Genomic DNA, 26,496 nt, shown 5'->3' with positions numbered 1-26,496 from the left:
ATGCCGGGCCAGGCGGATCTGAAAAACGTCGAGGGCAAGGCGCGGCGACACAGACAGTACGCCAGTACGGCAAGGAGCTGCAACGCCGCCATCGGCATTTTCTCAGGCCCGCGTCTCAGGCCCGCTTTTTAAGCTAACGGCAATAGCGCCAAAAACGCCGGCCAGGGGCTGGCGGCTTTATAATCTGTGTTTTCCCTTTCACCAGCTCTCAGCCTCCCTACCATGCCAGCACAACTGATCGACGGAATCGCCCTCTCCCAAAAACTGCGCAGCGAGATCGCCACGCGCGCCGCCGCCCTCACGGCCAAGGGCATCCAGCCCGGCTTGGCCGTGATCCTCGTCGGCGAAGACCCGGCCAGCCAGGTGTATGTCCGCAACAAGGTCAAGGCATGCGGCGACGTAGGTTTTCACTCGGTGCTGGAAAAATATGCAGCGGACCTGCCGGAAGCGGACTTGTTGGCGCGCATCGCCAGCCTCAACACCGATCCGGCCATCCACGGCATCCTCGTGCAAATGCCCTTGCCCAAGCACATCAACCCACACAAAGTCATCGAAGCGATCGCCACGACGAAAGACGTGGATGGTTATTCCGTCCTGAGCGCCGGCGAACTGATGACAGGCTTGCCAGGCTTCCGTCCGTGCACGCCCTATGGTTGCATGAAATTAATCGAAAGCACAGGCGTCGACCTGCGCGGCAAGCACGCCGTCGTCATCGGCCGCAGCAACACTGTCGGCAAGCCGATGGCCCTGCTGCTCTTGCAAGCGAACGCTACCGTCACCATCTGCCATAGTGCGACACCGGACCTCGGTCTGTACACGCGCCAGGCCGACGTGGTCGTGGCCGCCGTCGGGCGCCGCAATACCCTGACTGCCGACATGGTCAAGCCGGGCGCCATCGTCATCGACGTGGGCATGAACCGTGACGATGACGGCAAGCTGTGCGGTGACGTCGATTTCGCCGGCATCAAGGAAGTAGCGTCGCACATCACGCCGGTACCGGGTGGCGTGGGGCCGATGACCATCACGATGTTGTTGATGAACACGGTCGAAGCGGCAGAACGTATTTAATAGAGGAGCACCTGAGAAAATGCCCGTGGCGGCCTTGCAGTGTCTCGCCAGGGACGTTTTTCAGGCGCTCTAGCATGCAGGCGGCGTTGCCGCCTGCAGATATAAAGACAGAATGGACGAACCGACGATGAATACCAATCACCTGCTTGATTTTTCCGGCCTGCCACGCTTCGACGCGATCACGCACGAGCATGTCACGCCTGCCATCGATACCCTGCTGGCCCAGGCGCGCGCCACGGTGGCACAGCTGGAAGCGCCGATGGAAGAAGTGAGCTGGGAAAACTTCGTCGCGCCCCAGGACCAGATCGCCGAAACCCTGGGCCGCGCCTGGAGCATCGTCAACCATCTCAACAGCGTGGTCGACACGCCCGAGCTGCGCGCCGCCTACAATGCCAACCAGCCCAAGGTGACGGAATTTTGGACCGAACTGGGCCAGAACGACATCCTCTTCGGCAAATACAAGCAATTGCAAGCCAGCGCCGCTTTCGCCAGCCTGTCGCCGGCGCGCCGCCGCATCGTCGATAATGCCGTGCGCGACTTCCGCCTGGGCGGCGCCGAGTTGCCAGAGGACAAGAAAGAGCGCTTTGGCGCCATTCAGGAAGAACATGCAGCCGTCTCGACGCGTTTTTCCGAAAACGTGCTCGACGCCACGAATGACTACAAGTTGCTGGTCGAGAATGAAGCCGAGCTGGCCGGCCTGCCCGACGACGTGAAGGCGGCCGCGCACGCTGCCGCCGAAAAGGCGGGCAAGCAAGGCTACGAATTCTCGCTGCATTTCCCGTCTTATTACCCTATCTTGCAATTTGCCGACAATCGTGCCTTGCGCGAAACCATCTACCGCGCCAACGCCACCAAGGCATCCGACCAGGGCGAGGTCTTCAGCAAAAAAGAGGACTGGGACAACACGCACAACATCGTCACCCTGTTGCAACTGCGCGACGAGGAAGCCAAGCTGCTCGGCTACGGCAATTTTGCCGAAGTGTCGCTGGTCTCCAAAATGGCCACCTCGCCCGCGCAAGTCATCGCTTTCCTGGAAGACCTGGCCAAGCGCGCGCGCCCGTTCGCCGAACAGGATTTAGCCGAACTGAAACAATTCGCCCGCGAAGAACTGGGCATAGAAGCGCTGCAAGCGTGGGACGTGCCTTACGCTTCCGAGAAACTGCAGGAACGCCGCTACGCGTTCTCGGCCCAGGAAGTCAAACAGTATTTCCCTGAACCCAAGGTGATCGATGGCTTGTTCCGCCAGATCCAGAACCTGTTCGCGGTCGAGATCAAGCCCGATACGGCACCGGTCTGGCATCCGGACGTGCGCTTTTACCGCATCGAGCGCGACGGCCAGCTGGTCGGCCAGTTCTACCTGGACCTGTATGCACGCGCGGGCAAGAGCGGCGGCGCCTGGATGGACGACGCGCGCGGGCGCCGCGCCGATGCTGGCCAAGTACAAACACCGATCGCCTACCTGACCTGCAATTTCACGCAGCCCGCCGTGCTCGATGGCCAGCTCCAGCCTGCCCTGTTCACACACGATGAAGTGATCACCCTGTTCCACGAATTCGGCCACGGCCTGCACCATATGCTGACCGTCGTCGACGAGCTGGGCGTGTCGGGCATTGCCGGCGTCGAATGGGATGCCGTGGAACTGCCATCGCAATTCATGGAAAACTTCTGCTGGGAATGGGAAGTGCTCGAGCACATGACGGCGCATGCCGTCACGGCTGAGCCGCTGCCGCGCGTGCTGTACGACAAGATGCTGGCGGCCAAGAATTTCCAGTCCGGCTTGCAAACCTTGCGCCAGGTGGAGTTTTCCCTGCTCGACATGCATTTGCACTATGACTACGATGCCAGCACGGGCCAGAGCGTGCAGCAGCTGATTGACGGCGTGCGCGCACAGTTCGCGCTGATCATCCCGCCCCCGTTCAACCGCTTCCAGAATGCCTTTGGGCATATCTTCGCCGGTGGCTACGCGGCCGGCTACTACAGCTACAAATGGGCCGAGGTGCTGTCCGCCGACGCCTATGCGGCGTTTGAAGAAGCGCGCGCGCTGGGACCGGCGGCCACCACACAGGCAGGCAAGCGCTACCTGCAGGAAATCCTGTCCGTCGGCGGCTCGCGCCCGGCACTGGAATCGTTTACCGCCTTCCGCGGCCGCGAACCATCGATCGATGCCCTGCTGCGCCATAGCGGCATGGCAGCCTGAGCCCTGCCATGAGCCGCGTCGATTTTCACAGCAACGTGCCCGACAAGCTGGCCTACGCCTGCCGCCTGGCGCGCAAAGCCTATATGGCCGGCAACAAGGTCGTCGTGCTGGCGGCCGACAGCGCCCAGCTCAATGCCTTGAACAGCGCCATGTGGACCGTTTCGGCCACGGATTTCCTGCCGCACGTGCTGGCCGGCGACCCGCTGGCGGCGCAAACGCCCATCATCCTGACCGATGACGTGGCGGCGGCGCTGCCGCACCACGACATCCTCGTCAACCTGTCGCAGCTGCCGCCGCCCAACTATGCGCAATTCCAGCGCGTCTTCGAAATCGTCTCGATGGATGAGCAAGATGCGCAGGCGGGCCGCCAGCGCTTCCTGCACTATCGCCAGCAAGACGTGCAGCCGACCCACTTTGTGGCCGGCAACTCAGCGGGCAAAGCATGAGCGGGCAGCCATTCGACCAGGGCATCCCCTTGCTGACGGAAGTGCTGCTGGGGCCGGAAGTGCCGCCAGCGTTGGTACCAGCGGCGCTGGCGCCCGCCGTGGAAAAAATGCCTGTATCGCTACCGAGCGTGGCGCAACCCGACTGGGACGCCATCGAACAGCGGCTGACGCAACGCATCTTGCAACAAGTGCAGGGCAAGATCGACCATCTGCTCGAAGAACGCATCGCCCACGTCCTGCAGACGGCCTTGCACAATGCCCTGATCGGCATGCGCGGCGCATTGCGCGCAGACTTGCAGCAATCGCTGGAACAGATCGTCGCGCATGCGGTCACTCATGAGCTGGGGCATTTGCATCGGCCTGCACAGCAATCAAGCCACTTTTACCCCTAACGGCGAATTGCCGGGGTCGGACTCTGAGGGTCCGACCCCAGTCCTTGCCGCTGGGCCAATGCCAGCATCCCCCCCTACACCGTTCCCCCGCCAAACGCCATTGTTTGGTGCGCTCGCGCCTGCGAAATCGGTGCATCGCGCCGCACTTTGGTGATTGTTGCGACAAAATGCAAAAAGCCCCAAAAGCGGCTTTGCGCCGCCTGTTTTTTGTTGTACCTTTCTTCACACGTACCGCTCCCCATAGCGGTTTCACGAGACGCCGCCGTATCTTTATCCATAGGAGAATGTTTATGCTGCTCAAGACCAAAGTCCTTCCTGTCGCCCTCGCCCTCGCCTTTGCCGGCCATGCGGGCGCACAGGAAATCATCAAGATAGGCCATGTCGCCCCGGTCTCTGGCGCCAGCTCCCACCTGGGCAAGGATAATGAAAACGCGGCCAAGATGGCGATCGATGATTTGAACGCCAAAGGCTTCAAGATCGATGGCAAAGTCGTCAAATTCGTGCTGGTGCCCGAAGATGACGCAGCCGATCCCAAGCAGGGCACTGCCGTGGCACAAAAACTCGTCGACGCCAAGGTCAACGGCGTGATCGGCCACCTGAACTCGGGCACGACGATACCCGCCTCGCGCATTTATTTCAATGCCGGCATTGCGCAAATTTCGCCCGCCGCCACCAACCCGACGTACACCCAGCAAAAATTCAACACGGCCTTCCGCGTGGTGGCCAATGACAACAAGCTGGGCGGCACCCTGGGCGCGTATGCCGTGGGCAAACTGCAAGCGAAGAAAATCGCCGTCATCGATGACCGCACGGCCTACGGCCAAGGCGTGGCGGAACAGTTCGTCAAGGGCGCCAAGAAAGCGGCACCCGGCGTGCAAATCGTCGGCAAGGAATTTACGAACGCCAACGCCACTGACTTCAATGCCATCCTGACTAGCATCAAGTCGAAAAATCCCGACCTGATCTTCTTTGGCGGCATGGATTCCGTGGGCGGCCCCATGCTGCGCCAGATGAAGGCACTGGGCATCAAGGCCAAGTTCATGGGCGGCGATGGCTTGTGCACGGAACCGCTGGGCAAGCTGGCCGGCGACGCGGTGGGTGAAGACATGGTCACCTGTGCGGAGGCGGGCGGCGTGACGGGCGCGCAGCAAAAAGGCATGGACGATTTCCGCGCCCGCTACAAGCAGAAATACGCGATGGAAGTACAGCTGTACGCGCCGTACGTCTACGACGCCGTGATGACCATGGCCACCGCCATGGCCGATGCAAAATCGTCGAAGCCTTCGGTGTACCTGCCCTTCCTGGCCAAGGTGAACTACCAGGGCGTGACGGGGCCCATCTCGTTCGATGCCAACGGCGACATCAAGGATGGCGCGCTGACTTTATTTACTTACCGTGACGGCAAGAAGACGAAAATGGAAGTGATCAAATGAACTAGCGGCGCTACGCTAAGGCGTAGCGCCGCCAGTCTGCCACCAGGCATACGACGTGGCACACCGCGCCATCCGTTCCAGCCTCGTGACCCGGCCCCGGCATCGCTCGCAGGCTTTGAAACGCCGCAAAAAAAACGCGCCGGAATGACCGACGCGTTGATTGCAGCTACTGCGGCACAGATTATTTCTGTGCCAGCACCCATTTGACCAGGGTGCGGGCTTCGGCCTCGCTCACTTGCGGATTGGCTGGCATCGGGATCGCGCCCCAGGTGCCGGAACCGCCCTTCATGACTTTCACTACGAGCTTAGCTTCCGCGTCTTTTTGACCGGCATACTTGGCCGCCACGTCTTTATACGCAGGACCCACCAGTTTCGTCCCCACCGCGTGGCAAGCCATGCAGTTTTTTGCTTTCGCCAGATCCGGATTGGCCAACGCTGCTTGCGATGCCAGGGCCGATACGGTCAATACACTCACCAACATTAAACGTTTCATTGTCTTTTCTCCAAAGTTACTTCCTGCGGCATTTTACTGTGTTTCCGCAGATGCACCACGAGCCCAGATCAAGCGTTTCAATGTAGTAACGCAATGTGGCAACCATCAGGCAGTTATATTCTGCCCCATCTGCACGCGCCTGACCATGTTGTTTGTAAGCCGATGTAAGGACAAGCGCCGTAGCAGGCTCAAACAGGGCCGGCCGTCGCACTTACACAACAACACGGTGTACGACACCAGGCACAAACGTCGCGAGCGCAGCAGGTTTTGCCTGCTGCGCTTAGCTTAGCGCTTCTTCAGTTGCGACAGATCGCGCACGGCGCCACGGTCGGCCGACGTCGTCAGCGCCGCATAGGCCTGCAGCGCCTGCGACACATAGCGCTCGCGCTTGACGGGCAGCCAGGCCGCATCACCCTTCGCCTCCATGGCGGCGCGGCGCGCAGCCAGCTGCACATCGGTCACGCGCAGGTTGATGCTGCGTTCGGGGATATCGATGTCGATGAAATCGCCCTCTTCCACCAGGCCGATGGCGCCGCCTTCGGCCGCTTCCGGCGAGGCATGACCGATCACCAGGCCCGAAGAGCCGCCCGAAAAGCGCCCGTCCGTGAACAGCGCACATGCTTTGCCCAGGCCCTTGGACTTGATGTAGGAAGTCGGGTACAGCATTTCCTGCATGCCCGGACCGCCTTTCGGGCCTTCGTAACGGATGATGACGACATCGCCTTCGTGCACGCTATCTTCCAGGATGGCAGCGACGGCCGCGTCCTGGCTCTCGAACACGCGCGCCTTGCCCGAAAATTTCAGGATGCTGTCATCGACGCCCGCCGTCTTGACGATGCAGCCCTTTTCGGCCAGGTTGCCGTACAAAACGGCCAGGCCACCATCTTGCGAGTAAGCGTGGGCCTTGTCGCGGATGCAGCCCGTGCTGCGGTCGGTGTCAACGGCAGCGAAGCGCTCCGACTGCGAGAAGGCGGTCTGCGTCGGCACGCCGCCCGGTGCGGCGCGGAACAGTTCATGCACCGCCGGATTGTCCGTGCACATGATGTCGTTTTGCGCGATGGCGTCGGCCAGGGTCGGCGCGTGGATGGTCGGCAGGGTGGTATCGAGCAAGCCAGCACGCGCCAATTCGCCCAAAATCGCCACGATGCCGCCCGCGCGGTGCACGTCTTCGATATGGTATTTATCCGTCATCGGCGCGACCTTGCACAGGCACGGTACCTTGCGCGAAATGCGGTCGATGTCGGCCATGGTAAATTCCACTTCCGCCTCGTGTGCAGCGGCCAGCAAATGCAGCACGGTGTTGGTCGAGCCGCCCATGGAGACATCGAGCGCCATGGCATTCTCGAAGGCGGCCTTGGTGGCGATCGAACGTGGCAGCACCGAATAATCGTCCTGCTCATAATGGCGCTTGGCCAGCTCCACGATCAGACGTCCAGCGCGCAAGAACAGCTGCTGGCGGTCCGAGTGCGTGGCCAGGATGGTGCCATTGCCGGGCAGGGCCAGGCCCAGCGCCTCGGTCAGGCAATTCATCGAATTGGCGGTGAACATGCCGGAGCAGGAACCGCAGGTCGGGCAGGCCGAACGCTCGATTTCGTCCACGTCGGCGTCGGAAACGCTGCTGTCACCCGCCTTGATCATGGCATCGACCAGGTCCAGCTTGATGATCTTCTGGGTGCCGTTGACAACCTTGATGACCTTACCCGCTTCCATCGGGCCGCCCGAGATGAAGACCACGGGGATGTTGATGCGCATGGCGGCCATCAGCATGCCCGGCGTGATCTTGTCGCAGTTCGAGATGCACACCATGGCGTCGGCGCAGTGGGCGTTGACCATGTATTCGACGGAGTCGGCGATCAGGTCGCGCGAGGGCAGTGAATAGAGCATGCCGCCGTGGCCCATGGCGATGCCGTCATCGACGGCGATGGTGTTAAATTCCTTGGCCACGCCGCCGGCCGCCTCGATTTCGCGCGCCACCATCTGCCCCAGGTCTTTCAAATGCACGTGGCCAGGCACGAATTGCGTGAACGAGTTGACGACGGCGATGATCGGCTTGTCGAAGTCGCCATCCTTCATGCCGGTGGCGCGCCACAGGGCGCGGGCGCCAGCCATGTTGCGGCCGTGGGTGGTGGTGCGGGAGCGGTATTGCGGCATGATGGGGTCCTTCCAAGGATGATTGATGCCTGACTGCGCGGATTTTCAGCAAAACCCTGCATACAGTGGGGATACACCAGATTGCCTTGCGCGCGCGCCACTGTCAAATATATGATGCGCGTGTCTGTGAGTCTTTTTTCATATCACAGCATTCAATCTGCATGGAAACACATATGAATCTTGAACTGCGCCAGTTGCGCTACTTTGTTACCGTCGCCGAAGAGTTGCACTTCGGCCGCGCCGCCACGCGACTGCACATGACGCAGCCGCCGCTGTCGCAAACCATCATGGCCCTGGAAGAACTGCTGGGTGCGCCCTTGTTCGTGCGCACGCGCCGCGAAGTGCAACTGACACCAGCCGGCACGGCCCTGCTGCCCGAGGCGCGCCGGCTGCTGGCGCAGGCGCTCGATTTGCCCGCGCTGGTGCAGCGCGCCGCGCAGGGCGAAGCGGGGCGATTGAGCCTGGCCTTCGTTTCCTCGGCCGACTACAGCGTGTTGCCGCCCTTGCTGCGCGCTTATCAGACTGCCTATCCACAGGTGCAGATCCAGTTACAGGAAGCCACCTCCGACCTGCAGCTCGACGAATTGCTGGCCGGGCGCACGGATGCGGGGCTGTTGATTCCGCCCCTGCCCGAGAAGGCGAAAGGGGCGCTCGATTACCTGCCCGTGCTGACCGAAGCGCTGGTGCTGGCCGCGCCGTCCTGCCTCGACCTGTTGCAGATGCCCGGCCCCGTGAACCTGCGCGACCTGCCGCCCCTGCCGCTGATCATTTTTCCGCGCGCAATTTCTCCCGCCCTGCACGACGCAATCCTGGGCGTGTTCCGCGCCGCCGGCATCACGCCGCAGATCGGCCAGCAGGCGATACAGATGCAAACCATCGTCAGCCTCGTCTCGGCTGGCATGGGTATCGCGCTTGTGCCACAATCGGTATCGAATCTGATGCGCCCGGGCGTAGAATACAGGCCGCTGCAGGACGCCACGCCGCTGGTGGAAACCGGCCTGGCCTGGCGCCGCGACAATCCGTCTTCCGTGCTGCAAGGCTTTTTGGCGCTGCTGCGCAAGCAGATAAGCGCTACTGCCAGCTAAATTAAGTGGCCGCTAAGGCAAAAAACTGCTGGCGCCGCCATACTACGCAACCTTGGCTTTACATACATATAGAAAGAAACCCCATGCTGATACACCCGATGCCCGACCCGATAGCCATCCAGATCGGCCCGCTCGCCGTGCACTGGTACGGCTTGATGTATGTGCTGGCCTTTGCCCTGTTCATTATCCTGGGCCGCGTGCGCATCAAACAGGCGCACATCGCCGTGCTGGGCTGGCAGAAGGAAGACCTCGATGACATGCTGTTCTACGGCATGCTGGGCGTGGTGATCGGCGGGCGCCTGGGCGAAGTGCTGTTCTACCGCCCCGAATATTTCATGCACAATCCGCTGGAAATCTTCATGGTGTGGCACGGTGGCATGTCCTTCCATGGCGGCTTCCTCGGCGTCATCGTGGCCATGTACCTGTGGAGCCGCAAGGCCGGTCGCTCGCTGTTCGACGTGCTCGACTTCATCGCCCCGCTGGTACCGCTCGGTTATGCCGCCGGCCGCCTGGGCAACTTCATCAATGCCGAACTGCCGGGCCGCATAGCGCCGGAAAGCTTGCCGTGGGCCATGCAATGGCCGGGCATCGCGTATCCCGTGCACCCATCGCCGCTCTATCAAATGCTGGTGGACGGCATTCTGGTGTTCATTATTCTGTGGCTGTATGCACGCAAGCAACGCCCGCGCATCGCCGTGGGCGCCATGTTCACCCTGCTGTACGGCTGCGCGCGCTTCTTCACCGAATACTTCCGCACGCCGGACTGGGAAGTCGTGTGGCTGGGCGTGCCGATCACCTCGGGCCAAATGCTGTCCTTGCCAATGATCGTCGGCGCCATTGCGCTGCTGGTATGGGCGTATAAAAGCCAGGCAATGGGCACGCCGCCCACCAAGCCCCGCCCGGCCTGAGGCAGGGCTTAGGCTACGCTTAGGCTACGCTTATGCCTCGCTTAGGCTTCGCTTATGCCTCGCTTATGCCTCGCTTATGCTTTTAACTTGCTTGTAATGACTGTCCATTGCGCCGGCGTCACCGGCGTGATGGACAAACGGCTGCCCTTCTTGAGCAACAGCATGTCTTCCAGCTCCGGCATCTGGCGCATCTCGGACAGGGACAGCAGCGCCGTCTTCTTCACGCCGCGCACGTCGACGCTGATCCAGCGCGGCTGCTCAAACGTAGCCTTGGCATCGAAATACTTGCCGCCTGCTTCAAACTGGCTGTGATCGGGATAGGCGCCGCTGGCCACTTCGGCCACGCCTGCCACGCCCGGCTGCGGGCAACTGGAGTGATAAAACAGCACGCCATCACCCACCTGCATGCCATCGCGCATGAAATTGCGCGCCTGATAATTGCGTACGCCGAACCACGACAGGGTGTGCTTGGGCGCGGCCATCAAGTCGTCGATACTCACTTCATCGGGCTCCGATTTCATCAGCCAATATTGTTTCATCCAGACTCCGTATCACAGCGACAGGCGTAAAAAAACGGTTGCGCATCGATGCGGCAACCGTTTTCAGTTGTAGTGCAAATTGGGCCCCGCCTGTGCCGCTATGCCGGCATCCCGAACCAAACGGTTCAAGGTGGTCACGTTAGTTCAATTTCGGGTTCGTCGAACGAGCGACGCTCACTCCCATCGAACAAAATTCGCAACCGATGCGCATAAATGGTTCAAGGAATATATGGCAATCGCGAACACCGCAGGGTAAGCATGAGTTTACTCCTTTGAGCGCGCATCGCAAAGACATATCGTGCCGTGCCCGCTTAAAATCCCGTGTACAACACCGAACAAAGGCGTGGCGAGAGGCGGCGAAGTGTGACAAGGAAACCCTACTGTGCGCCTGCACAGTAGCCACGATTGAGTGTTTAAAAAAGATTTTCCTGGGGCGTCAGGGCGCTGTCGAGCACCGTGTGCATGGCCGAGATCTTTTGCTTCACTTCCATTATCGTCAATTCCGACAGCGGGCCTTGCGGCGACTTCACGGAGAGGAATTCCGCAGCCACACCCAGGGCGGCCAGTACGGCGATGCGATCATTGCCCTTGACCTTGCCGGCGTCGCGGATGGCTTTCATTTTGCTATCGAGATAGATCGCCGCTTCGCGCAGCGCGCGCTCTTCACCGTCGCGGCACACCATGCTATACGACTGGCCCATGATATTGACATCGACACGCGCCATTACGCTTCCTTCTCGTTCTCGGTAGGGTAGGCGCCCGCTTCCGAAGCGGCTTGCTCCAGGCCAGCTTGCACCAGTTCGGGAATTTTTTCCAGCAATGCTTCCACGCGCTCCTGCGCCTCGCGCATGCGTTGCACATACTGGGCGTTCTCGGCGGCCAACGCGGCATTGTCCTTGCGCAGTTGCGCGTTTTCACGGCGCAGCGCGTGGGTCATTTCGGCCAGCAGGCCGATTTTGTCGGATAATTCATTGAATTCGGAAATCATCCCGCCACTATAGGGCGGACGCTCCCCGGGCGTCAATCGAATCAGGTCGCTGTCACACATATTTACATCAATGCAGGGCAGTTGGCGGACATTACACGATTTTTCCGGCGCTTTTCGTCAAGTGCGCGCATCTTCCAGCGCCGCGAAGGCAGCGTTTTACTCGTCGACGTAATCGGCTTCGATATCGAGTCCGCCATAGCGGTTTTCGCAAGAGCGGCGCGTCAGCGTCTGTTGTCCGCCCTTGCCGTCAAGCAGCATCGTCAAGTCGCGGCAAGTACGGCGGTAGCTGCCAGGTTTGGCATCCGTGCGCGAGGGCGTCAGGCGCACTGCCAGCGGCGCCGCATTGCCCAAGCCCTTGTTGCTCCACTGGCGCGTCTTGCCATCCTCTTCATCTTTCAAAGTGCGCACGGCGGCCGTCAGCAGCGCTTGCTGCTCCTTGGCATTGAGCTTGGCCACCGTCACGTCCGACAAGAAAGGCCGATACACGACGGGGGCTGCATCCTTGCCCTGCACATCCCACTTGCCGCTGTTGTGCGAACAGGTACGCCGGCTCAAATCCTGCGACTTCTCACCCGCCGTGACGACGAATTTCAGATCGCGGCAGACGTGCGCCTTCAGGCTGAACTCCGTCATGCCGGAGTTGCTGAAGCTAAACGTGACTTTTACCAGCCCGCCACTATTGCCGCCGTTGCTCCACACCTGCGCGGCCTGCTCGTCGTCAGCCTTGTTCAAGGCGTTGAACAAGTCGCCCAGCAACATTTCCTTTTCCTGCGGCGTCAGCGTCGCCACGCTGATCTCGTCGACGATGCTAGGCGTTTGCGCGGCGGCATTGCCCAGGCAGGCGAGGCCGATGACGGTGGCGTTCAACAGGTGCAAGACGGGATGGGAAATCGGCAGTGGCATGCGGTTCTTTCTGGCCTAAATGCTGATATTGATATGCAATTGCAATCATCTTATTAAATTCCATAGTCAAACTCTGTTTCCTGCGCGTACAGGAACGCCCCTCGTCTGCCGAGCATGCTAGAGTCGCGCCTGTTGCTGACGCCCGGCAAGTTGGCTTGCGCCAGCGCAAACCCTGTGTAAATGCAGGCTGCGCAGAACGTCCAAGCATATCTTTCCGGTGAATAAGCCCTTGAATAAGCCCCCTACCGTCCCTATAATTAGCACTCGTTAGTAGAGAGTGCTAACAAACTCTTTCGTAGCAATCCTCAGGACATGATGGTGCTTGCCAGACCACTGCAGGGAACGCTACGCGGCGGGCGACGCCGCGATGCACTACTGCCGGATAAAGGCAAGAACAGCATGACATGGGGTTTGCTTGACCGTTGCGGGCTGCTTTCAACGGCGGTCACTGAAAGCACGTCTGGCGCTGTGCCAGTCATGTATTCATTTAGCAACACTTATCCATTGAACTTTAAGGAGTTTTGTATGAATCTGCGCCCATTGAACGATCGCGTCATCGTCAAACGCCTCGACCAGGAAACCAAAACTGCGTCCGGCCTCATCATTCCTGATGCAGCTGCTGAAAAACCGGATCAAGGCGAAGTCCTTGCCGTAGGCAATGGCAAGATTCTCGACGACGGCAAAGTGCGTCCTCTGGATGTCAAAGTAGGCGACCGCGTCCTGTTCGGCAAGTACGCCGGCCAAACCGTCAAAGTTGACGGCGATGAGCTGCTGGTCATGCGCGAAGAAGACATCATGGCGATCGTCGTCAAGTAATTGTTTCCACGTTGTAGACAGATACATCCCGAAACTCAGGAGAATTGAACATGGCAGCTAAAGAAGTAGTATTCGGCGACGCAGCGCGCGCCAAGATGGTCGAAGGCGTCAATATCCTCGCCAACGCAGTCAAAGTAACGCTGGGCCCGAAAGGCCGCAACGTGGTCCTGGAGCGCTCGTTCGGCGCCCCTACCGTCACCAAAGATGGTGTGTCGGTAGCGAAAGAAGTTGAACTCAAAGACAAGCTCATGAACATGGGCGCGCAAATGGTCAAGGAAGTTGCTTCCCGCACCAGCGACAACGCCGGCGACGGCACCACCACCGCTACCGTACTGGCCCAGGCCATCGTGCGCGAAGGCATGAAGTTCGTTGCCGCCGGCATGAACCCGATGGACCTGAAGCGCGGTATCGACAAAGCGGTTGCCGCGACGGTCGAAGAACTGGCGAAAATCGCCCGTCCTTGCACCACCACCAAAGAAATCGCCCAAGTTGGCGCGATCTCGGCGAACTCGGACTACTCGATCGGCGAGCGTATCGCTGAAGCGATGGAAAAAGTCGGTAAAGAAGGTGTCATCACGGTTGAAGACGGCAAGTCGCTCAACGACGAGCTGGACATCGTTGAAGGCATGCAGTTCGACCGCGGCTACCTGTCGCCATACTTCATCAACAACCCAGAGAAACAAGTTGCCGTACTGGACAGCCCATTCGTCCTGCTGTGCGACAAGAAAATCTCGAACATCCGTGACCTGCTGCCGGTACTGGAACAAGTCGCTAAAGCTGGCCGTCCACTGCTGATCATCGCAGAAGACATCGAAGGCGAAGCGCTGGCGACCCTGGTTGTGAACAACATCCGCGGCATCCTGAAGACCTGCGCAGTGAAAGCACCTGGCTTCGGCGACCGTCGCAAAGCCATGCTGGAAGACATCGCTGTCCTGACCGGCGGCCAAGTGATCGCTGAAGAAGTCGGCCTGACCCTGGAAAAAGTGACCCTGGCCGAACTGGGCCAAGCGAAACGCATCGAAGTGGGCAAGGAAAACACCATCGTCATCGATGGCGCCGGCGAAGCTGCCTCGATCGAAGCACGCGTGAAACAAGTGCGTGTACAGATCGAAGAAGCGACCTCGGACTACGACCGTGAAAAACTGCAAGAGCGCGTAGCCAAACTGGCTGGCGGCGTTGCCGTGATCAAGGTTGGCGCAGCCACCGAAGTCGAAATGAAAGAAAAGAAAGCCCGCGTTGAAGATGCACTGCACGCTACCCGCGCTGCCGTGGAAGAAGGCATCGTGCCAGGCGGCGGCGTAGCCCTGCTGCGCGCACGCGCCAACATCACGGTCAAGGGCGACAATCCTGATCAAGATGCTGGTATCAAGATCGTCTTGCGCGCAATGGAAGAGCCACTGCGCATGATCGTGCAAAACGCTGGCGAAGAAGCTTCGGTCGTCGTGGCAGCCGTACTGGCTGGCACGGGCAACTACGGCTACAACGCTGCCAACGGCACGTATGGCGACATGGTGGAAATGGGCGTTCTGGACCCAGCCAAAGTGACCCGTTCGGCGCTGCAAAACGCCGCTTCGATCGCTTCCCTGATGCTGACAACCGACTGCATGGTCTGCGAAATCGCTGACGACAAAGCAGGCGGCGGCATGGGCGGCGGCATGGGTGGTATGGGCGGCATGGGCGGTATGGACGGCATGATGTAAGCCCGGCGTCCCCGCCCGCAGGCGACGGCGCGCGGGGATGCCTATGCCGGGCCAGGACAGACAGGCCAAAAGCTGTTTGCGCCTGCCCGGCAGCCCCGAAAGCTATCTTCTACGGAAGGTAGCTTTTTTTTCGTCGATTTTTTTTCGTCGATTGCTTAGACAAGCCCCTTAGGCTCGCCAGGCGATTGCCGGCCTGCGTGTTTTGCTTTAGCATGGCCGCCATCGTCCCTCTTTCTCATGCTCACCACCATGCCGCCACGCGCCTCCTCTTCCAAAACCACCATCATCGCCGGCATCCTGGCCGGCTTGCTGGCCGCCGGGCTAGGCGCTTTTTATCTGCACCAGCGGTCCGCACAGCACGACGGCAATCCACCTGCCGCGAGCAGCCAATCGGCGGCGCAAGAGCAGAACGCGCGCGCCGTCGATGCGCTGATGGCGCTGCCGGAAATCAAGGCCTGGTCGGCGCATATCGAAAAAGCCTCGGGCGGACGCGCGCACGGTGCGGTGATGGAAACGTCGCCCGAGACACGCCTGGTCGATGGCGTCGTTTGCTACCAGCTGAGCTTTTTCGAAAGCACGCCGGAAGCGGCCCACCGCTGGGAAAGCTTTGTCGTCACGCCCGATGGCAAGCGCATCCTCGTCGACGACAGCGTCACAGGTGAGCTGCTGAGCCTGGAACAATGGCGCAAGGACAGCGCTCCCATGCAGCGCACCGCCACCCAATAAACGCTCCTACGCCGGCGCGCCCTGTGGCGCCGCGCCGCGCACGCGCGCCACCCACCACACCGTCCACAGTGACAACGCCGCCGCCAGCCAGCCATTCCAGCCATAACCGCTGATATGGCCGGCCGTGTCCGTGTGCAAGCTCAAGCCGCCCAACCAGGCGCCCAGACCGCTACCCAAACTTTGCAGGGCCGAATTAGCGCTGAGGAAGGCGCCGCGCTGCTGCGGCTGCGGGATGCTGGTCAGCAGCGCCTGCAGCGGGATGGTGCGGCCCGATACCAGGGCCATAAAAAATGGAAACAGCAACATCAGCGCCAGCAACGACAACTGCGGCAGGTGCGTGATGAACAGCAGCGGCGCGATCGACAGCAGGGAGACCCAGCGATACACCTGCTGCTTGCCGGCCCGGTCCGCCCAGCGCCCGATCAGGCGCGCCGTGAAGATGGTGGCGCAGCCGCCCGTCAGGTAGACCCAGGTGACGTCGACCGGCGCCAGTCCCATATTGCCCACCAGCACAGGCGAAATGAAGGGAATGACCAGCATGCCGGCCGTCATATTGACAATCGACAAGGCAAACGCTTGCAGGTGACGCCGCTCCCGCAGCAGCGCCAGCAAATTCGGCAGTACCTGGCGCAGCGGCGTGGGGGCCGCGCCCACGTGCGCCGTCAGCGATGGCAGCACGCGCGCCGCGCCCAACCAGATCAGCAGCGACAGCACGACCAGCAGGAAGAATGGCGAAGCCCAGCCAAAATGGGCGGCCAGCACCACGCCGATGGGCACGCCGCCCACGGCCGCCATGGCAAATGCGGTCATGACGATGCCCGTCGCCGCGCCACGCCGCTCGGCGGGAATCACGTCACCGATGATGGCCATGACGATGGCGCCCAGCACGCCGCCCGTCAGCCCGGCAAACGCACGCGACCACAGCAGCACATGGAAGTTCGGCGCCAGTGCGCAGGCCAGGTTAGACACGGTAAACAGGAGAAACATGGTCAACAGCAGCTTCTTGCGGTCGAAACGGTCGATATACGTGGCCGCCAGCAAGCCGGACAGGCCCGCGCACCACGCATAGGCAGAGACAGCGCCCGAGACGGCTGCCGGGCCGATATTGAACGCCTGCATCAGTTGCGGCGCCAGCGGCATCATCACCATGAAATCCATGATGACGGTAAATTGCGTCAGGGCAAGCAGCCACAACATCGCGCGTTCGCGCCCCGGCGTCAGCAGGGGCACGGGTGCGGGTGCGGGCACCGCTGCGGCCATCATGCCAGCGCCTCGATATCGCTACGGGCCTGGCGCAGGATGGCGCGCACGGCATCGAGGCGGCGGGCATCGGGCTCGGCGGTGCGCCCGCGCGCCAGTACCGCTACCTTCAGTTCGTGCATCAACTGACGCAGATCGTCGTCCGCGCCGGCCGGCGCATCGACCCTGGCGGCAATCGCGTTGACGTAGGCGCGGTTCGCTGCCAGGAAAGCCAGTCCTTCCGGCGTGATGCTGTGCAGTTTCTTGTTGCCATCGAGGCTGACAGCCACGTAACCGTGCCCCACCAAGCCATGCATGAGCGGATAGATGGCGCCGGGACTGGGCGCATACGCGCCACCGGCGCGTTGCGCGATGGACTTGATGATGTCGTAGCCGTGGCGCGGCTTGTCGGCGATCAATTGCAGCACCAGGTAGCGCAAGGTGCCTGCATCAAACATTTTCGGCCCGCGCGCAACAGGGTTGCCAAGCGGGGCCGCCGCCTCTCCCTGAGCGTGGGCCGCCGCGCGTACGGGGTACGCCCCGCGTAAAAGATGGAGCATGCTGATTCCTTAAGATATATCGCAATAAGATATATCTTATGTTGAAAAATAGCACAACACAAGGTTTACTTTCTGGCATCGAAGCCCGATACTCGGCCACATGCCCGCCACCACTGTCCGCCCGCTCACGCCAGACGACGCCAGCACCTATCGCGCCCTGCGCCTGACCGGCATCGCCGAACTGCCCGCCGCTTTCTGCACCACGCACGCCGCGGAAAGCGGCTTGCCGCTGGCACAGATGGCACAGCGCTTGCGCGCCACCTCGCACCAAATAATATTTGGCGCGTTTAACGAAGAACAATTGATCGCCATTGCCGGCCTGCGCCGCGAACCGATTGCCGTCGTACATGACAAGGCCAGCTTGTGGGGCGTGTATGTGGCACCGCAGGCGCGTGGACGCGGCGCGGGACGGCAACTGACGCAGGCAGCCATCGCACACGCCTGCGCCATTCCCGAACTGGGCTGCGTGCGCCTGGCCGTGGCGCAGGATAACCACGCGGCGTTGAGCCTCTACCTGAGCTGCGGCTTTACCCTGGCAAACGGCCCCGCTGCGAAAGGCATGCTGCCACTGCAGCTATTGCTGCCCCGCCCCGCTCTTGCAAGTGCCCGTGCAAGTACGAGCGCAAGTGCCGAAAGTAATGTCTTTATGAAAATCAATACCTTACAAATCCCTGCGAAATAGCGGACAGGCCGTTTTTTCTGTTGCAAGCAAACGCGGCAGGCCTTAGCATCGCGGCTTACAAAAAAAACTTGGGGAGAGCCAATGTCATCGGCCGAGACACAAACCGCCACGGGCAAGATGCCGCGGCAAATACCGTACATCATTGCCAACGAAGGCTGCGAACGCTTCAGCTTTTATGGCATGCGCAACATCCTGACGCCATTCCTCATCAGCACCTTGCTGCTGATGATCCCGATCGACCAGCGTACGGGTGAAGCCAAGCACGTCTTCCACACCTTCGTCATCGGCGTGTATTTCTTCCCGCTGCTCGGCGGCTGGCTGGCCGACCGCTTTTTTGGCAAGTACAACACCATCTTCTGGCTCAGCCTCGTGTATTGCGCCGGCCATGCCTGCCTGGCCCTGTTTGAAAACAGCGTCAACGGTTTCTATTTCGGCCTGTTCCTGATCGCCTTCGGCTCGGGCGGCATCAAGCCGCTGGTGGCCTCGTTTGTCGGCGACCAGTTCGACCAGACCAACAAGCACAAGGCCAAGCTGGTATTCGACCTGTTTTACTGGATCATCAACTTCGGCTCCTTCTTCGCCTCGCTGCTGATGCCGATGTTTCTGCGCGACTACGGCCCGTCGATCGCCTTCGGCATTCCCGGCCTGATGATGCTGGCCGCCACCATCGTCTTCTGGATGGGCGCCAAGAAATACGTGCACGTGCCGCCGGCGCCGCCGAATCCCGATTCGTTCACCCGCGTCGCCCGCACAGCCTTGATGGCGCGCGTCGATGGCGGTTCGCGCCCTGGCCTGTACGTGGCCTATGTCGGCGTGATCGGCGCCCTGTATGCGTTCTACAGCATTCCAGAATGGGGTTTCGTGATTTCAGCGTGTACGGCGCTGGTCTTGCTGCTGGCCTTCGGCAGCATCGGCACGGCCATGCAACTGGAACGCGCGCGCGGCATCCATCCTGACGAAGCCGTCGAAGGCGTGCGCGCCGTGCTGCGCATCCTCGTCATCTTCGCCCTCGTGACGCCCTTCTTCTCGCTGTTCGACCAGAAGGCTTCGACCTGGATCGTGCAAGCGAACACCATGGAAAAACCAAGCTGGTTCCTGCCGGCGCAGATGCAGGCGCTGAACCCGATGCTGGTGATGCTGCTGATCCCGTTCAACAACCTGGTGCTGTACCCGATGCTGAACCGCTTCGGCCTGGAAGCGACGGCCCTGCGCCGCATGACGGCCGGTATCGGCTTTTCCTCGCTGGCCTGGATCGTCATCGGCTTGCTGCAGTTGGCGCTCGACAGCGGCAATGCCGTCTCCATCATGTGGCAAATCCTGCCGTATGCCTTGCTGACGTTCGGTGAAGTGCTGGTCTCGGCCACGGGCCTGGAGTTTGCCTACAGCCAGGCGCCAGTGTCGATGAAGGGCGCCATCATGAGCTTCTGGAATTTGTCGACCACGGTGGGCAACCTGTGGGTGCTGATCGTCAACCGCAGCGTCATGAACGAGGGTGTGATCGGCAAGATTGCCGAAAGCGGCATCAGCGTGACGGCTTTCCAGATGTTCTTCTTCGCCGCCTTTGCCGCCGTCGCCATGCTGGCCTTCGGCCTGTATGCAAGGCGCTACAAAATGGTCGACAACTACCGCCAGGCCGCAGTGCCGGGCAAGGCATGATCCAACAGTAAGCTGAGCAAGAGCGCCCACGCAACACATCGTGGGCGCTTTGCCTGTCCTCGTCAGGTCGTCACCGTCGGCGCGTCGCGCCCCGTGCGCTCGCGGATCTGCGCCAGCTGCTGCGCCACCGCGATCAGCCCCGCCAGCGCTTGCTGGGTCGCGATGTCATGCTGCGCCGGATCGGCTTCATAGCGCTCCAGGTACAGGCGCAAGGTGGCGCCTTCGGTGCCGGTGCCGGACAGGCGCAACACGATGCGCGCGCCATCGGTCATGATGATGCGGATGCCCTGCTGCGTCGCCACGCAGCCGTCGACCGGGTCGGTGTAGCTGAAATCGTCGGCCAGCGCCACCGTGTAGCCACCGAACACCTGGCCCGGCAAGGCGGCCAACTGGTCGCGCACGGCCTGCATCAACTGCGTCGCGCCAGCGCTGTCGATGTCTTCATAATCGTGGCGCGAATAGTAATTGCGGCCATACGTGGCCCAGTGCGCGCGCACGATCTCTTCCACCGATTGTTTTTTCTCTGCCAGCAGGTTGAGCCAGAACAGCACGGCCCACAAGCCATCCTTTTCACGCACGTGGTCCGAGCCCGTGCCGTAGCTTTCCTCGCCGCATAAGGTCACCATGCCGGCGTCGAGCAGGGTGCCAAAGAATTTCCAGCCCGTCGGCGTCTCGTAGCAAGGGATGCCCAGCACGCTGGCAACCCGGTCGGCCGCGCCCGAGGTCGGCATCGAGCGGGCGATGCCCTTCAAGCCGGCGCGGTAGCCGGGTGCCACGCTGGCGTTGGCGGCCAAAATCGCCAGGCTGTCAGATGGCGTGACGTCAAAGTTGCGGCCAACGATCATGTTGCGGTCGCCATCGCCGTCCGAGGCGGCGCCAAAGTCGGGCGCCGCATTCTCACCGTCTCCAGCCGCCATGATGGCGATCAACTCTTGCGCGTTGACGGGATTGGGGTCGGGATGGCCGCCGCCAAAGTCTTCCAGCGGCAGGCCGTTGATGACGCTGCCCTTGGGTGCGCACAGCATGCCTTCCAGGATAGCTGTCGCATACGGGCCGGAAACGGCGTGCATGCCGTCAAAGCAGATGCGCGTCCCGCCCGCGAACAGGGCGCGGATAGCGTCGAAGTCGAACAGCTGCTGCATCAGTTCCGCGTAATCAAGAACCGGGTCGATCACCTCAACCACCATCTGTTCGATGCGCGCCAATCCCCGCACATCGAGGTCGATGTCGGCCGCGTCGCTGATGCGGTATTGGCTGATGGTTTGCGTGCGCGCATAGATGGCCTCGGTGACCTTCTCGGGCGCCGGGCCGCCATTGGCGATGTTGTACTTGATGCCGAAATCACCATCGGGGCCACCGGGATTATGGCTGGCCGACAGGATGATGCCGCCGCTGGCGCCATGCTTGCGAATGACGCAACTGACGGCCGGCGTCGACAGGATGCCGCCTTGCCCCAGCAGCACGCGCGCATAGCCATGCGCGGCCGCCATGCGCAGCACCGTCTGGATCGCCGCGCGGTTGTAATAGCGGCCATCGCCCCCCAGCACCAAGGTCTGGCCGCGACAGTCGCCAAGCGTGTCAAAAACGCTCTGCACGAAGTTTTCCAGGTATTGCGCTGCGCTGAAGAGCGTCACCTTCTTGCGCAGACCCGATGTGCCGGGCCGCTGGCCAGCAATCGGCGCCGTATTGATGATTTGAATAGACATATTGCCTCCCTATTAACTTCTGATGATAACGCATGCCGGGCAAGCGACAAAGCGATGTACGGCTTCTACGGTGCGCCAAGCCGCTGAGTGCCGTATTCGCCGCACATGCAATAGTTAAAATCATGCTCATCCTTGGCATTCCTGGCCGCAAACTCGAACATCGAACATCGAACATCGAACATCGGACGCCGTGACCTGCGAGCAGGCCACCGCCCGCAATCAGGCGCCCCTGTCGCAGTCAACACCACACTCTTGCACGTCTCACAACTCCACACTATAATAGTAATAGTTCTCATTACGATTTAAGCCCTCCCCCGGACTCTGCGCGCAGTCGCCTGAAGATGCGCGGCCGGGTGGCACGCTGCGCCAGCCAGGCATCACCGCCAAGCAAGTCTCCATCTCGAACACGCCATTTGCAGCACTACGGCCGTCTTTTTCATTGCACATAAAAAGTACAAGGGATACACCATGCACATCATCTCCATTGCGCTCTGCGGCGCTCTCGCCAGCACTTTGCTGGCCGGCCTTGCCTTGCCACCGAGCAAGGATCACGACTGATCATGCAAGCGCCTGCCCATACCGAATCGACTGACGCGGCTGAAAAAATGCCACGCCTGCGGCTCTGCGCCGGGGCGATATACCGCCTTGGCGTGGCCTCACGCAGCCTGGCGGCCATCGTTGGCGGCTATATGCTGACCGCACTGCTTACCATGCTGCTGTCGGTAAGCCTGCCCATGGCCCGTGCCGAAGCCGTCATGACGGCCACCGTGCTGTCGTTTGCCGTCTACACCTGCGCCGTGATGTGGGTCTTCGCCACGCGCAGCGCCCTGCGCGCCTGGCTGGGCCTGTTGATTCCCGCCGCCGTCATCGCCGCCATCTTGCAATTGCTCGATGCACTATCCTGGAGTCTCGCATGAAAGAAGGTTTCCGCCAGTCGATGGCATGGCTACACACCTGGTCCGGACTGCTCGTCTGCTGGATTTTGCTGCTGGTGTTTTGCACCGGCACGGCCAGCTATTACCGCCATGAAATCACCGTGTGGATGCAGCCCGAGCTGCATGGCGCCGCCGCCAGCCAGGTAAGCACCGAGGAAGCGACCAAGGTCGCGCAGCAGGCCTTGCAGGAGAGGGCCACGGGCGCCACGCGCTGGCTTATCAGCCTGCCCGACGAGCGCAATCGCGCTACCCAGCTGGGCTGGAGCAAGCCGTCGCAACCGGGCGAAAAGACGCGCGGACGGCGCGGCAACTTCCACCGAGAAAAAACCGACCCCGCCACGGGCGAAGTGCTATCGAAGCCGCGCGACACGCGCGGTGGCGAGTTCCTCTATCGCCTGCATTTCAACCTGCACTACATGTCTGCCATCTGGGGCCGCTGGATCGTGGGTTTTTGCACCATGTTCATGTTCGTCTCCATCATCAGTGGCATCGTCACGCATAAGCGCATCTTCAAGGATTTGTTTACCTTCCGGCCGAAAAAAGGCCAGCGCTCGTGGCTGGACGCGCACAATGTGACCGCCGTGCTGGCACTGCCTTACCACATCATGATCACCTACACGGGCCTGGTGACGTTGATGTTCCTGTACATGCCGTCCGGCGCCACGGCCGCCTACAAGGGCGACCAGGATGCCTTCTTCGCCGAAGCGTTTCCGGGCCGCGCTGGCGACAGCAAGCCGGCCGGCGTGGCCGCGCCGCTGACATCGCTGGCGCCGCTCGTGCGCCAGGCAGAGCTGCAGTGGGGCGACAAGGTCGAGCGCATCTCCGTGAATCACCCGGGCGACGCCAACGCCAGCGTAACGCTGTCGCGCGCAGCCGGACGCAGCATGTCGTCGAAGCAGCCGTCGATGGAATTCGATGGCGTTTCCGGCAAGTTACTGTCGACCAATGGCGAGGCGCTGCCTGGCGCAGCCGCCACACACGGCGTCATGGTCGGCCTGCACATCGCCCACTTCGGCGGACCGCTGCTGCGCGCGCTGTTCTTCCTGTCCGGCCTGGCCGGCTGCGCCATGGTCGCCACAGGCGCCCTGCTGTGGGCCGTCAAGACGCGCCAGAAGCAGGCCAAGGCGCTGGCCGCCGGCAAGCGCGCCAGCTTCGGCCTGCGCCTGGTCGAAGCACTCAATATCGGTGCCATCGCCGGTATCCCGATCGCCTTCGGTGCCTACTTCTGGGCTAACCGCCTGCTGCCGGTCGGCATGGAAGAACGCCCGCAAGAGGAAATCGCCTGCTTCTTTGGCGCATGGGCCATGGCCGCCATCATTGCCCAGCTGCGCCCCTCGCGCGCCATGTGGCGCATGCAGCTGGCCGTGGGCGCCTTCCTGCTGGCATCCCTGCCCGTACTGAACGTTTTCACCACCGAGTCGCACCTGGGCATGACCCTGTTCCTGGGCCGCGGCCCCGTGGCGGTGGCCGCCTTCGACCTGGTGGTGCTGGTGCTGGGCCTGGGCCTGGCGTATGCGGCGTTCAAGTTGAAACCGCTGCCCGTGAAGGCGGCCAAAACCACCCCCGCCGCCAAGCCGGCAACGACGATGGAGGCCGCGTGATGGAGCTGCTGTCCAATTTCCTGGTCTTTGCCCTGTGCTATGCGGGCTTGTCATCGCTGTGCCTGGCGATGGACCGCCACTACGCCGACCTGCACGGACGCGGCGCAGAACCGCCCGCGCCGCTGCGCCGCCGCTTGCAGTGGACGGGGTCGCTGACGCTGGCCGCCGGCCTGGCCTGGGCCATGCATATCGCCGGCGGCGGCTATGGCTTGGTGTACTGGATCGGCAGCCTGACGGGCTGCGGCTTGCTGCTGATCTGGCTGCTGCCTTACGCGCCGCACCTGGCGATGCGCCTGGCGCGCCTGATCGGCGGCGCAGCCGTGCTGGCGGCCGTGCTGCTGGCGGCGCTCTCCATTACGCCGGGCTAGGCGTCTTGAGCAGCACCTCGACATCCTCGGGCGCCATGGCGCGGCCGAGGACATAACCAAACGCCTCGTCGCAGCCCATCTCGGCCAGCAGTTCCAGCTGCGCGCTGCTTTCCACCCCGCCGGCGATGCTGCGCAGCCCGAGCGTGCGTGCCATCGCCACGATGGCGCGCACCATGGCGCTGTCGCCGCCCGGATTGCCCAGGTCGTCGACGAAGCACTTTTCGATCTTCACGGCGTCCGTGGGAAAGCGTTTCAGATAATTGAGCGACGCGTCGCCCGTGCCGAAATCACTGATTGCAATCGCCATGCCCAGCTGACGGAACTGATGCAATATCAGTTCGCAGTTCTGGTTGCGGTCGATCAAAATGCCGGCGGCGATTTCCAGTTCGATGCAATGCCCGGGCACACCGGCCGCTTCCAGCACGGCGGCGAAATTGCGCGCAATATCGCGCTGGTAGAACTGGCGCGCCGACAGGCTGACGGACACTGTCAGCAACTGCCCCTGCGCAATCCACCTGCCCGCCTGTTCCACCGCAGTGGCCAACACCCAGGCGCCCACCGGCAAGATCAAGGCACTTTCTTCCAGCACCGGCAAAAAATCGAGCGGCATCATCAGTCCCAGTTCCGGGTGCTTCCAGCGCAGCAGCGCCTTCACTCCCGTGATCCTGCGCGTCTTCAGGTCCATGCGCGGCTGGTAAAACAGCGTGAATTCCTTGCGTTCGAGTGCATGGCGCAGAGCCGTCTCGAGGATGGTGCGCGAATACGACTGCGCCTGCATGCGCGCGGCGTAACGCAAACAGGTGCCAGGCGCGTGGCGCTTGGCAGCGTACATGGCCAGGTCGGCCTTTTCGATCAGTGCATTGACGTCGTCGTCATCGTCCGGGTACAGGGCCAGGCCCACGCTGGCCGCCACCGCCAGGCTGTATTCGCCGATGACGAAGGGAGCGGCGATGGCGGCGACGATTTTTTCGGCCACCCGCTCGGCATCATGCGCCGTGTGCAGCTCCGTCAGCAAGATGATGAATTCATCGCCGCCCTGGCGCGCCACCGTGTCGACCTTGCGCACGCACTGCTGCACCCGGCGCGCGAACTCCGTCAGCACCTGGTCCCCGACGTCATGCCCCAGGCTGTCGTTGATGGATTTGAAGCGGTCGATGTCGACGAACAGCACGGCCAGCAAGCCCTGGTGGCGGCGCGCGTAGGCGATGCCGTGCTCGAAGCGGATCTGGAAATGCAGGCGGTTCGGCAAGCCCGTCAAGCCGTCGTGGTGGGCGATGAATTCCAGCTGCTGCTCGGCGCGCCGCCGCGCCGACACATCGTGCAACAGCAGTACGGCGCCACCCTGCGCCAGCGGCGCGCAGCTGTACTGGACGTCGATACGCTTGCCATCGAGATGGCGCAGCAGCACGGCGCCGCGCGCCACTTCCAGCACTTCCTGCTGCGCCACGCACTCGCGCACCTGACGCGCCGCATCGATGGGGCTGCCGTCATGGAACAGCGGCAGCAGCTGCGTCACGGGCTGGCCCAGGCCATCGTCGCCCAGCAGCCCACCCATGGCGCAGGCGCGGGGATTCAAGTACTGCACCACGCCATCGTGGTCGGTGCCGATGACGGCCGCGGGCAGCGCGTGCAGCAGCGCCAGCGCATCGGCCATGCGCTGGCGCTGCCCCGCCTGCAGCATGACTGCGGCAGCATGGCGCCGCCCCCAGGCGCGCGCCGCACGCCACTGGCAGGCCAGCAGCACGCTCAGCATCACAGCCATGCATAGGCATAGGCACAGTGCCAGCAGCAGCAGCGCCGTCATGCATCACCCGTCAGGCGGAAAGTGAAGGACATGCTTTTCCTTTGCAACACGCGCCATGCGAGCGGGCGCAGATACATGCTGAAAGGAAATAGTATAAGAA

The 26,496-nt window shown here is 61.8% G+C and carries 26 protein-coding genes and 1 other RNA gene; 15 read left to right on the top strand and 12 right to left on the bottom strand.

Annotation, left to right across the window (positions count from 1 at the left end; genetic code table 11):
* The first annotated feature begins 222 nt into the window (after positions 1 to 222).
* From folD to ACQ4V8_RS00280, 4 genes are all read left to right on the top strand, one after another.
* Positions 223 to 1,068 (top strand): bifunctional methylenetetrahydrofolate dehydrogenase/methenyltetrahydrofolate cyclohydrolase FolD, encoded by an 846-nt coding sequence (gene folD / locus ACQ4V8_RS00295; RefSeq protein ID WP_070346377.1) that lies wholly within the window; start codon positions 223 to 225, stop codon positions 1,066 to 1,068.
* Between the two features lie 127 nt (positions 1,069 to 1,195).
* The gene (locus ACQ4V8_RS00290) at positions 1,196 to 3,265 is read left to right on the top strand and encodes a M3 family metallopeptidase (RefSeq protein WP_436570714.1); all 2,070 of its coding nucleotides are present in this window, start codon (positions 1,196 to 1,198) and stop codon (positions 3,263 to 3,265) included.
* An 8-nt stretch (positions 3,266 to 3,273) separates the two neighbouring features.
* Complete coding sequence (locus ACQ4V8_RS00285; protein ID WP_010400964.1) at positions 3,274 to 3,711, top strand: DNA polymerase III subunit chi; 438 nt, start codon at positions 3,274 to 3,276, stop codon at positions 3,709 to 3,711.
* On the top strand, positions 3,708 to 4,103 hold the full coding sequence (locus ACQ4V8_RS00280; RefSeq protein WP_010400965.1) for a DUF2486 family protein: 396 nt from the start codon (positions 3,708 to 3,710) through the stop codon (positions 4,101 to 4,103). The genes ACQ4V8_RS00285 and ACQ4V8_RS00280 overlap by 4 nt, the downstream gene beginning before the upstream one ends.
* Before the next feature lie 74 nt (positions 4,104 to 4,177).
* On the opposite strand, the gene ACQ4V8_RS00275 is transcribed toward ACQ4V8_RS00280, so the two are convergent.
* Positions 4,178 to 4,381 carry a hypothetical protein gene (locus tag ACQ4V8_RS00275; protein WP_029496621.1) on the bottom strand — a complete coding sequence of 68 codons (204 nt, stop codon included), beginning with the start codon at positions 4,379 to 4,381 and terminating at the stop codon, positions 4,178 to 4,180.
* A gap of 12 nt (positions 4,382 to 4,393) precedes the next feature.
* Here ACQ4V8_RS00275 and ACQ4V8_RS00270 point away from each other — a divergent pair, with 12 nt between their 5' ends.
* Positions 4,394 to 5,536 carry a branched-chain amino acid ABC transporter substrate-binding protein gene (locus ACQ4V8_RS00270; protein WP_010400967.1) on the top strand — a complete coding sequence of 381 codons (1,143 nt, stop codon included), beginning with the start codon at positions 4,394 to 4,396 and terminating at the stop codon, positions 5,534 to 5,536.
* Between the two features lie 181 nt (positions 5,537 to 5,717).
* Here the strand turns inward: ACQ4V8_RS00270 and ACQ4V8_RS00265 are convergent, their stop codons facing one another.
* Positions 5,718 to 6,029 carry a c-type cytochrome gene (locus tag ACQ4V8_RS00265; protein ID WP_029496622.1) on the bottom strand — a complete coding sequence of 104 codons (312 nt, stop codon included), beginning with the start codon at positions 6,027 to 6,029 and terminating at the stop codon, positions 5,718 to 5,720.
* Positions 6,030 to 6,314: 285 nt separating this feature from the next.
* Complete coding sequence (gene ilvD, locus ACQ4V8_RS00260) at positions 6,315 to 8,180, bottom strand: dihydroxy-acid dehydratase (RefSeq protein WP_010400970.1); 1,866 nt, start codon at positions 8,178 to 8,180, stop codon at positions 6,315 to 6,317.
* Positions 8,181 to 8,353: 173 nt separating this feature from the next.
* Here ilvD and ACQ4V8_RS00255 point away from each other — a divergent pair, with 173 nt between their 5' ends.
* Together ACQ4V8_RS00255 and lgt are read left to right on the top strand one after the other, a co-directional pair.
* Positions 8,354 to 9,265 carry a LysR family transcriptional regulator gene (locus ACQ4V8_RS00255; RefSeq protein ID WP_010400971.1) on the top strand — a complete coding sequence of 304 codons (912 nt, stop codon included), beginning with the start codon at positions 8,354 to 8,356 and terminating at the stop codon, positions 9,263 to 9,265.
* An 83-nt stretch (positions 9,266 to 9,348) separates the two neighbouring features.
* Positions 9,349 to 10,173: a prolipoprotein diacylglyceryl transferase gene (gene lgt / locus ACQ4V8_RS00250; protein ID WP_436570713.1), complete on the top strand. Its 825-nt coding sequence runs from the start codon at positions 9,349 to 9,351 to the stop codon at positions 10,171 to 10,173.
* Positions 10,174 to 10,247: 74 nt separating this feature from the next.
* On the opposite strand, the gene ACQ4V8_RS00245 is transcribed toward lgt, so the two are convergent.
* From ACQ4V8_RS00245 to ACQ4V8_RS00225, 5 genes are all read right to left on the bottom strand, one after another.
* On the bottom strand, positions 10,248 to 10,712 hold the full coding sequence (locus tag ACQ4V8_RS00245; protein ID WP_010400974.1) for an EVE domain-containing protein: 465 nt from the start codon (positions 10,710 to 10,712) through the stop codon (positions 10,248 to 10,250).
* 79 nt (positions 10,713 to 10,791) lie between these two features.
* Positions 10,792 to 10,969: non-coding RNA, 6S RNA (gene ssrS / locus ACQ4V8_RS00240), on the bottom strand.
* A 156-nt stretch (positions 10,970 to 11,125) separates the two neighbouring features.
* On the bottom strand, positions 11,126 to 11,437 hold the full coding sequence (locus ACQ4V8_RS00235) for a cell division protein ZapA (RefSeq protein WP_010400975.1): 312 nt from the start codon (positions 11,435 to 11,437) through the stop codon (positions 11,126 to 11,128).
* Entirely contained in the window at positions 11,437 to 11,760 is a 324-nt protein-coding gene (locus tag ACQ4V8_RS00230) for a DUF904 domain-containing protein (RefSeq protein ID WP_343029440.1), read from the bottom strand. Before ACQ4V8_RS00230 ends, ACQ4V8_RS00235 begins: the two co-directional genes overlap by 1 nt.
* Positions 11,761 to 11,856: 96 nt before the next feature.
* Positions 11,857 to 12,603: a hypothetical protein gene (locus ACQ4V8_RS00225; protein WP_436570712.1), complete on the bottom strand. Its 747-nt coding sequence runs from the start codon at positions 12,601 to 12,603 to the stop codon at positions 11,857 to 11,859.
* Positions 12,604 to 13,128: 525 nt separating this feature from the next.
* Here ACQ4V8_RS00225 and groES point away from each other — a divergent pair.
* The 3 genes from groES to ACQ4V8_RS00210 all read left to right on the top strand — a co-directional run bounded on the left by groES (position 13,129) and on the right by ACQ4V8_RS00210 (position 15,845).
* Complete coding sequence (gene groES / locus ACQ4V8_RS00220; RefSeq protein ID WP_010400979.1) at positions 13,129 to 13,419, top strand: co-chaperone GroES; 291 nt, start codon at positions 13,129 to 13,131, stop codon at positions 13,417 to 13,419.
* Between the two features lie 50 nt (positions 13,420 to 13,469).
* Positions 13,470 to 15,119: a chaperonin GroEL gene (gene groL, locus ACQ4V8_RS00215; protein WP_010400981.1), complete on the top strand. Its 1,650-nt coding sequence runs from the start codon at positions 13,470 to 13,472 to the stop codon at positions 15,117 to 15,119.
* A 249-nt stretch (positions 15,120 to 15,368) separates the two neighbouring features.
* Positions 15,369 to 15,845 (top strand): hypothetical protein, encoded by a 477-nt coding sequence (locus ACQ4V8_RS00210; RefSeq protein ID WP_010400982.1) that lies wholly within the window; start codon positions 15,369 to 15,371, stop codon positions 15,843 to 15,845.
* A gap of 6 nt (positions 15,846 to 15,851) precedes the next feature.
* Here ACQ4V8_RS00210 and ACQ4V8_RS00205 read toward each other — a convergent pair whose 3' ends face one another.
* Together ACQ4V8_RS00205 and ACQ4V8_RS00200 are read right to left on the bottom strand one after the other, a co-directional pair.
* Positions 15,852 to 17,108 carry an MFS transporter gene (locus ACQ4V8_RS00205; RefSeq protein WP_436570711.1) on the bottom strand — a complete coding sequence of 419 codons (1,257 nt, stop codon included), beginning with the start codon at positions 17,106 to 17,108 and terminating at the stop codon, positions 15,852 to 15,854.
* Positions 17,105 to 17,644, bottom strand: coding sequence for a PadR family transcriptional regulator (locus tag ACQ4V8_RS00200; protein ID WP_436570710.1), 540 nt, complete (start codon positions 17,642 to 17,644; stop codon positions 17,105 to 17,107). The genes ACQ4V8_RS00205 and ACQ4V8_RS00200 overlap by 4 nt, the downstream gene beginning before the upstream one ends.
* 100 nt (positions 17,645 to 17,744) lie before the next feature.
* Between ACQ4V8_RS00200 and ACQ4V8_RS00195 the strand changes: the two genes are divergently transcribed.
* Both ACQ4V8_RS00195 and ACQ4V8_RS00190 read left to right on the top strand, forming a co-directional pair.
* Entirely contained in the window at positions 17,745 to 18,326 is a 582-nt protein-coding gene (locus tag ACQ4V8_RS00195) for a GNAT family N-acetyltransferase (protein WP_070346374.1), read from the top strand.
* Between the two features lie 81 nt (positions 18,327 to 18,407).
* Positions 18,408 to 19,982, top strand: a complete 1,575-nt coding sequence (locus tag ACQ4V8_RS00190; RefSeq protein WP_436570709.1) for a POT-type proton-dependent oligopeptide transporter — start codon at positions 18,408 to 18,410, stop codon at positions 19,980 to 19,982.
* Between the two features lie 62 nt (positions 19,983 to 20,044).
* Here ACQ4V8_RS00190 and ACQ4V8_RS00185 read toward each other — a convergent pair whose 3' ends face one another.
* Positions 20,045 to 21,688 (bottom strand): alpha-D-glucose phosphate-specific phosphoglucomutase, encoded by a 1,644-nt coding sequence (locus tag ACQ4V8_RS00185; protein WP_436570708.1) that lies wholly within the window; start codon positions 21,686 to 21,688, stop codon positions 20,045 to 20,047.
* A gap of 560 nt (positions 21,689 to 22,248) precedes the next feature.
* On the opposite strand from ACQ4V8_RS00185, the gene ACQ4V8_RS00180 reads away from it, so the two are divergent.
* The 3 genes from ACQ4V8_RS00180 to ACQ4V8_RS00170 are packed head-to-tail and all read left to right on the top strand — an operon-like array spanning position 22,249 to position 24,592.
* Positions 22,249 to 22,605 carry a DUF3649 domain-containing protein gene (locus ACQ4V8_RS00180; protein ID WP_010400991.1) on the top strand — a complete coding sequence of 119 codons (357 nt, stop codon included), beginning with the start codon at positions 22,249 to 22,251 and terminating at the stop codon, positions 22,603 to 22,605.
* Positions 22,602 to 24,224 (top strand): PepSY-associated TM helix domain-containing protein, encoded by a 1,623-nt coding sequence (locus ACQ4V8_RS00175; RefSeq protein WP_010400992.1) that lies wholly within the window; start codon positions 22,602 to 22,604, stop codon positions 24,222 to 24,224. The genes ACQ4V8_RS00180 and ACQ4V8_RS00175 overlap by 4 nt, the downstream gene beginning before the upstream one ends.
* Positions 24,224 to 24,592 (top strand): DUF3325 domain-containing protein, encoded by a 369-nt coding sequence (locus ACQ4V8_RS00170; protein ID WP_010400993.1) that lies wholly within the window; start codon positions 24,224 to 24,226, stop codon positions 24,590 to 24,592. Before ACQ4V8_RS00175 ends, ACQ4V8_RS00170 begins: the two co-directional genes overlap by 1 nt.
* Here ACQ4V8_RS00170 and ACQ4V8_RS00165 read toward each other — a convergent pair.
* The gene (locus tag ACQ4V8_RS00165) at positions 24,579 to 26,396 is read right to left on the bottom strand and encodes a putative bifunctional diguanylate cyclase/phosphodiesterase (protein ID WP_436570707.1); all 1,818 of its coding nucleotides are present in this window, start codon (positions 26,394 to 26,396) and stop codon (positions 24,579 to 24,581) included. The genes ACQ4V8_RS00170 and ACQ4V8_RS00165 overlap by 14 nt on opposite strands.
* Between the last annotated feature and the right edge of the window lie 100 nt (positions 26,397 to 26,496).

The sequence above is a fragment of the Janthinobacterium paucivorans genome (genome assembly GCF_051380805.1).
GTDB lineage: Bacteria > Pseudomonadota > Gammaproteobacteria > Burkholderiales > Burkholderiaceae_D > Janthinobacterium > Janthinobacterium lividum_D.
This window is presented reverse-complemented; position numbering and strand designations above follow the sequence as displayed.

Excerpts from the sequence above, each read along its gene's own strand:
- lgt (WP_436570713.1), top strand. The coding sequence starts at position 9,349 with ATGCTGATACACCCGATGCCCGACCCGATAGCCATCCAGATCGGCCCG.
- ACQ4V8_RS00275 (WP_029496621.1), bottom strand. The coding sequence starts at position 4,381 with ATGGATAAAGATACGGCGGCGTCTCGTGAAACCGCTATGGGGAGCGGT.
- ACQ4V8_RS00170 (WP_010400993.1), top strand. The coding sequence starts at position 24,224 with ATGGAGCTGCTGTCCAATTTCCTGGTCTTTGCCCTGTGCTATGCGGGC.
- ACQ4V8_RS00165 (WP_436570707.1), bottom strand. The coding sequence starts at position 26,396 with ATGACGGCGCTGCTGCTGCTGGCACTGTGCCTATGCCTATGCATGGCT.
- groES (WP_010400979.1), top strand. The coding sequence starts at position 13,129 with ATGAATCTGCGCCCATTGAACGATCGCGTCATCGTCAAACGCCTCGAC.
- ACQ4V8_RS00280 (WP_010400965.1), top strand. The coding sequence starts at position 3,708 with ATGAGCGGGCAGCCATTCGACCAGGGCATCCCCTTGCTGACGGAAGTG.
- ACQ4V8_RS00265 (WP_029496622.1), bottom strand. The coding sequence starts at position 6,029 with ATGAAACGTTTAATGTTGGTGAGTGTATTGACCGTATCGGCCCTGGCA.
- ACQ4V8_RS00205 (WP_436570711.1), bottom strand. The coding sequence starts at position 17,108 with ATGATGGCCGCAGCGGTGCCCGCACCCGCACCCGTGCCCCTGCTGACG.
- ACQ4V8_RS00225 (WP_436570712.1), bottom strand. The coding sequence starts at position 12,603 with ATGCCACTGCCGATTTCCCATCCCGTCTTGCACCTGTTGAACGCCACC.
- ilvD (WP_010400970.1), bottom strand. The coding sequence starts at position 8,180 with ATGCCGCAATACCGCTCCCGCACCACCACCCACGGCCGCAACATGGCT.
- ACQ4V8_RS00185 (WP_436570708.1), bottom strand. The coding sequence starts at position 21,688 with ATGTCTATTCAAATCATCAATACGGCGCCGATTGCTGGCCAGCGGCCC.
- ACQ4V8_RS00245 (WP_010400974.1), bottom strand. The coding sequence starts at position 10,712 with ATGAAACAATATTGGCTGATGAAATCGGAGCCCGATGAAGTGAGTATC.
- groL (WP_010400981.1), top strand. The coding sequence starts at position 13,470 with ATGGCAGCTAAAGAAGTAGTATTCGGCGACGCAGCGCGCGCCAAGATG.
- ACQ4V8_RS00190 (WP_436570709.1), top strand. The coding sequence starts at position 18,408 with ATGTCATCGGCCGAGACACAAACCGCCACGGGCAAGATGCCGCGGCAA.
- ACQ4V8_RS00195 (WP_070346374.1), top strand. The coding sequence starts at position 17,745 with ATGCCCGCCACCACTGTCCGCCCGCTCACGCCAGACGACGCCAGCACC.
- ACQ4V8_RS00255 (WP_010400971.1), top strand. The coding sequence starts at position 8,354 with ATGAATCTTGAACTGCGCCAGTTGCGCTACTTTGTTACCGTCGCCGAA.
- ACQ4V8_RS00235 (WP_010400975.1), bottom strand. The coding sequence starts at position 11,437 with ATGGCGCGTGTCGATGTCAATATCATGGGCCAGTCGTATAGCATGGTG.
- ACQ4V8_RS00175 (WP_010400992.1), top strand. The coding sequence starts at position 22,602 with ATGAAAGAAGGTTTCCGCCAGTCGATGGCATGGCTACACACCTGGTCC.
- ACQ4V8_RS00180 (WP_010400991.1), top strand. The coding sequence starts at position 22,249 with ATGCAAGCGCCTGCCCATACCGAATCGACTGACGCGGCTGAAAAAATG.
- ACQ4V8_RS00270 (WP_010400967.1), top strand. The coding sequence starts at position 4,394 with ATGCTGCTCAAGACCAAAGTCCTTCCTGTCGCCCTCGCCCTCGCCTTT.
- ACQ4V8_RS00210 (WP_010400982.1), top strand. The coding sequence starts at position 15,369 with ATGCCGCCACGCGCCTCCTCTTCCAAAACCACCATCATCGCCGGCATC.
- ACQ4V8_RS00230 (WP_343029440.1), bottom strand. The coding sequence starts at position 11,760 with ATGTGTGACAGCGACCTGATTCGATTGACGCCCGGGGAGCGTCCGCCC.
- ACQ4V8_RS00290 (WP_436570714.1), top strand. The coding sequence starts at position 1,196 with ATGAATACCAATCACCTGCTTGATTTTTCCGGCCTGCCACGCTTCGAC.
- ACQ4V8_RS00200 (WP_436570710.1), bottom strand. The coding sequence starts at position 17,644 with ATGCTCCATCTTTTACGCGGGGCGTACCCCGTACGCGCGGCGGCCCAC.
- ACQ4V8_RS00285 (WP_010400964.1), top strand. The coding sequence starts at position 3,274 with ATGAGCCGCGTCGATTTTCACAGCAACGTGCCCGACAAGCTGGCCTAC.
- folD (WP_070346377.1), top strand. The coding sequence starts at position 223 with ATGCCAGCACAACTGATCGACGGAATCGCCCTCTCCCAAAAACTGCGC.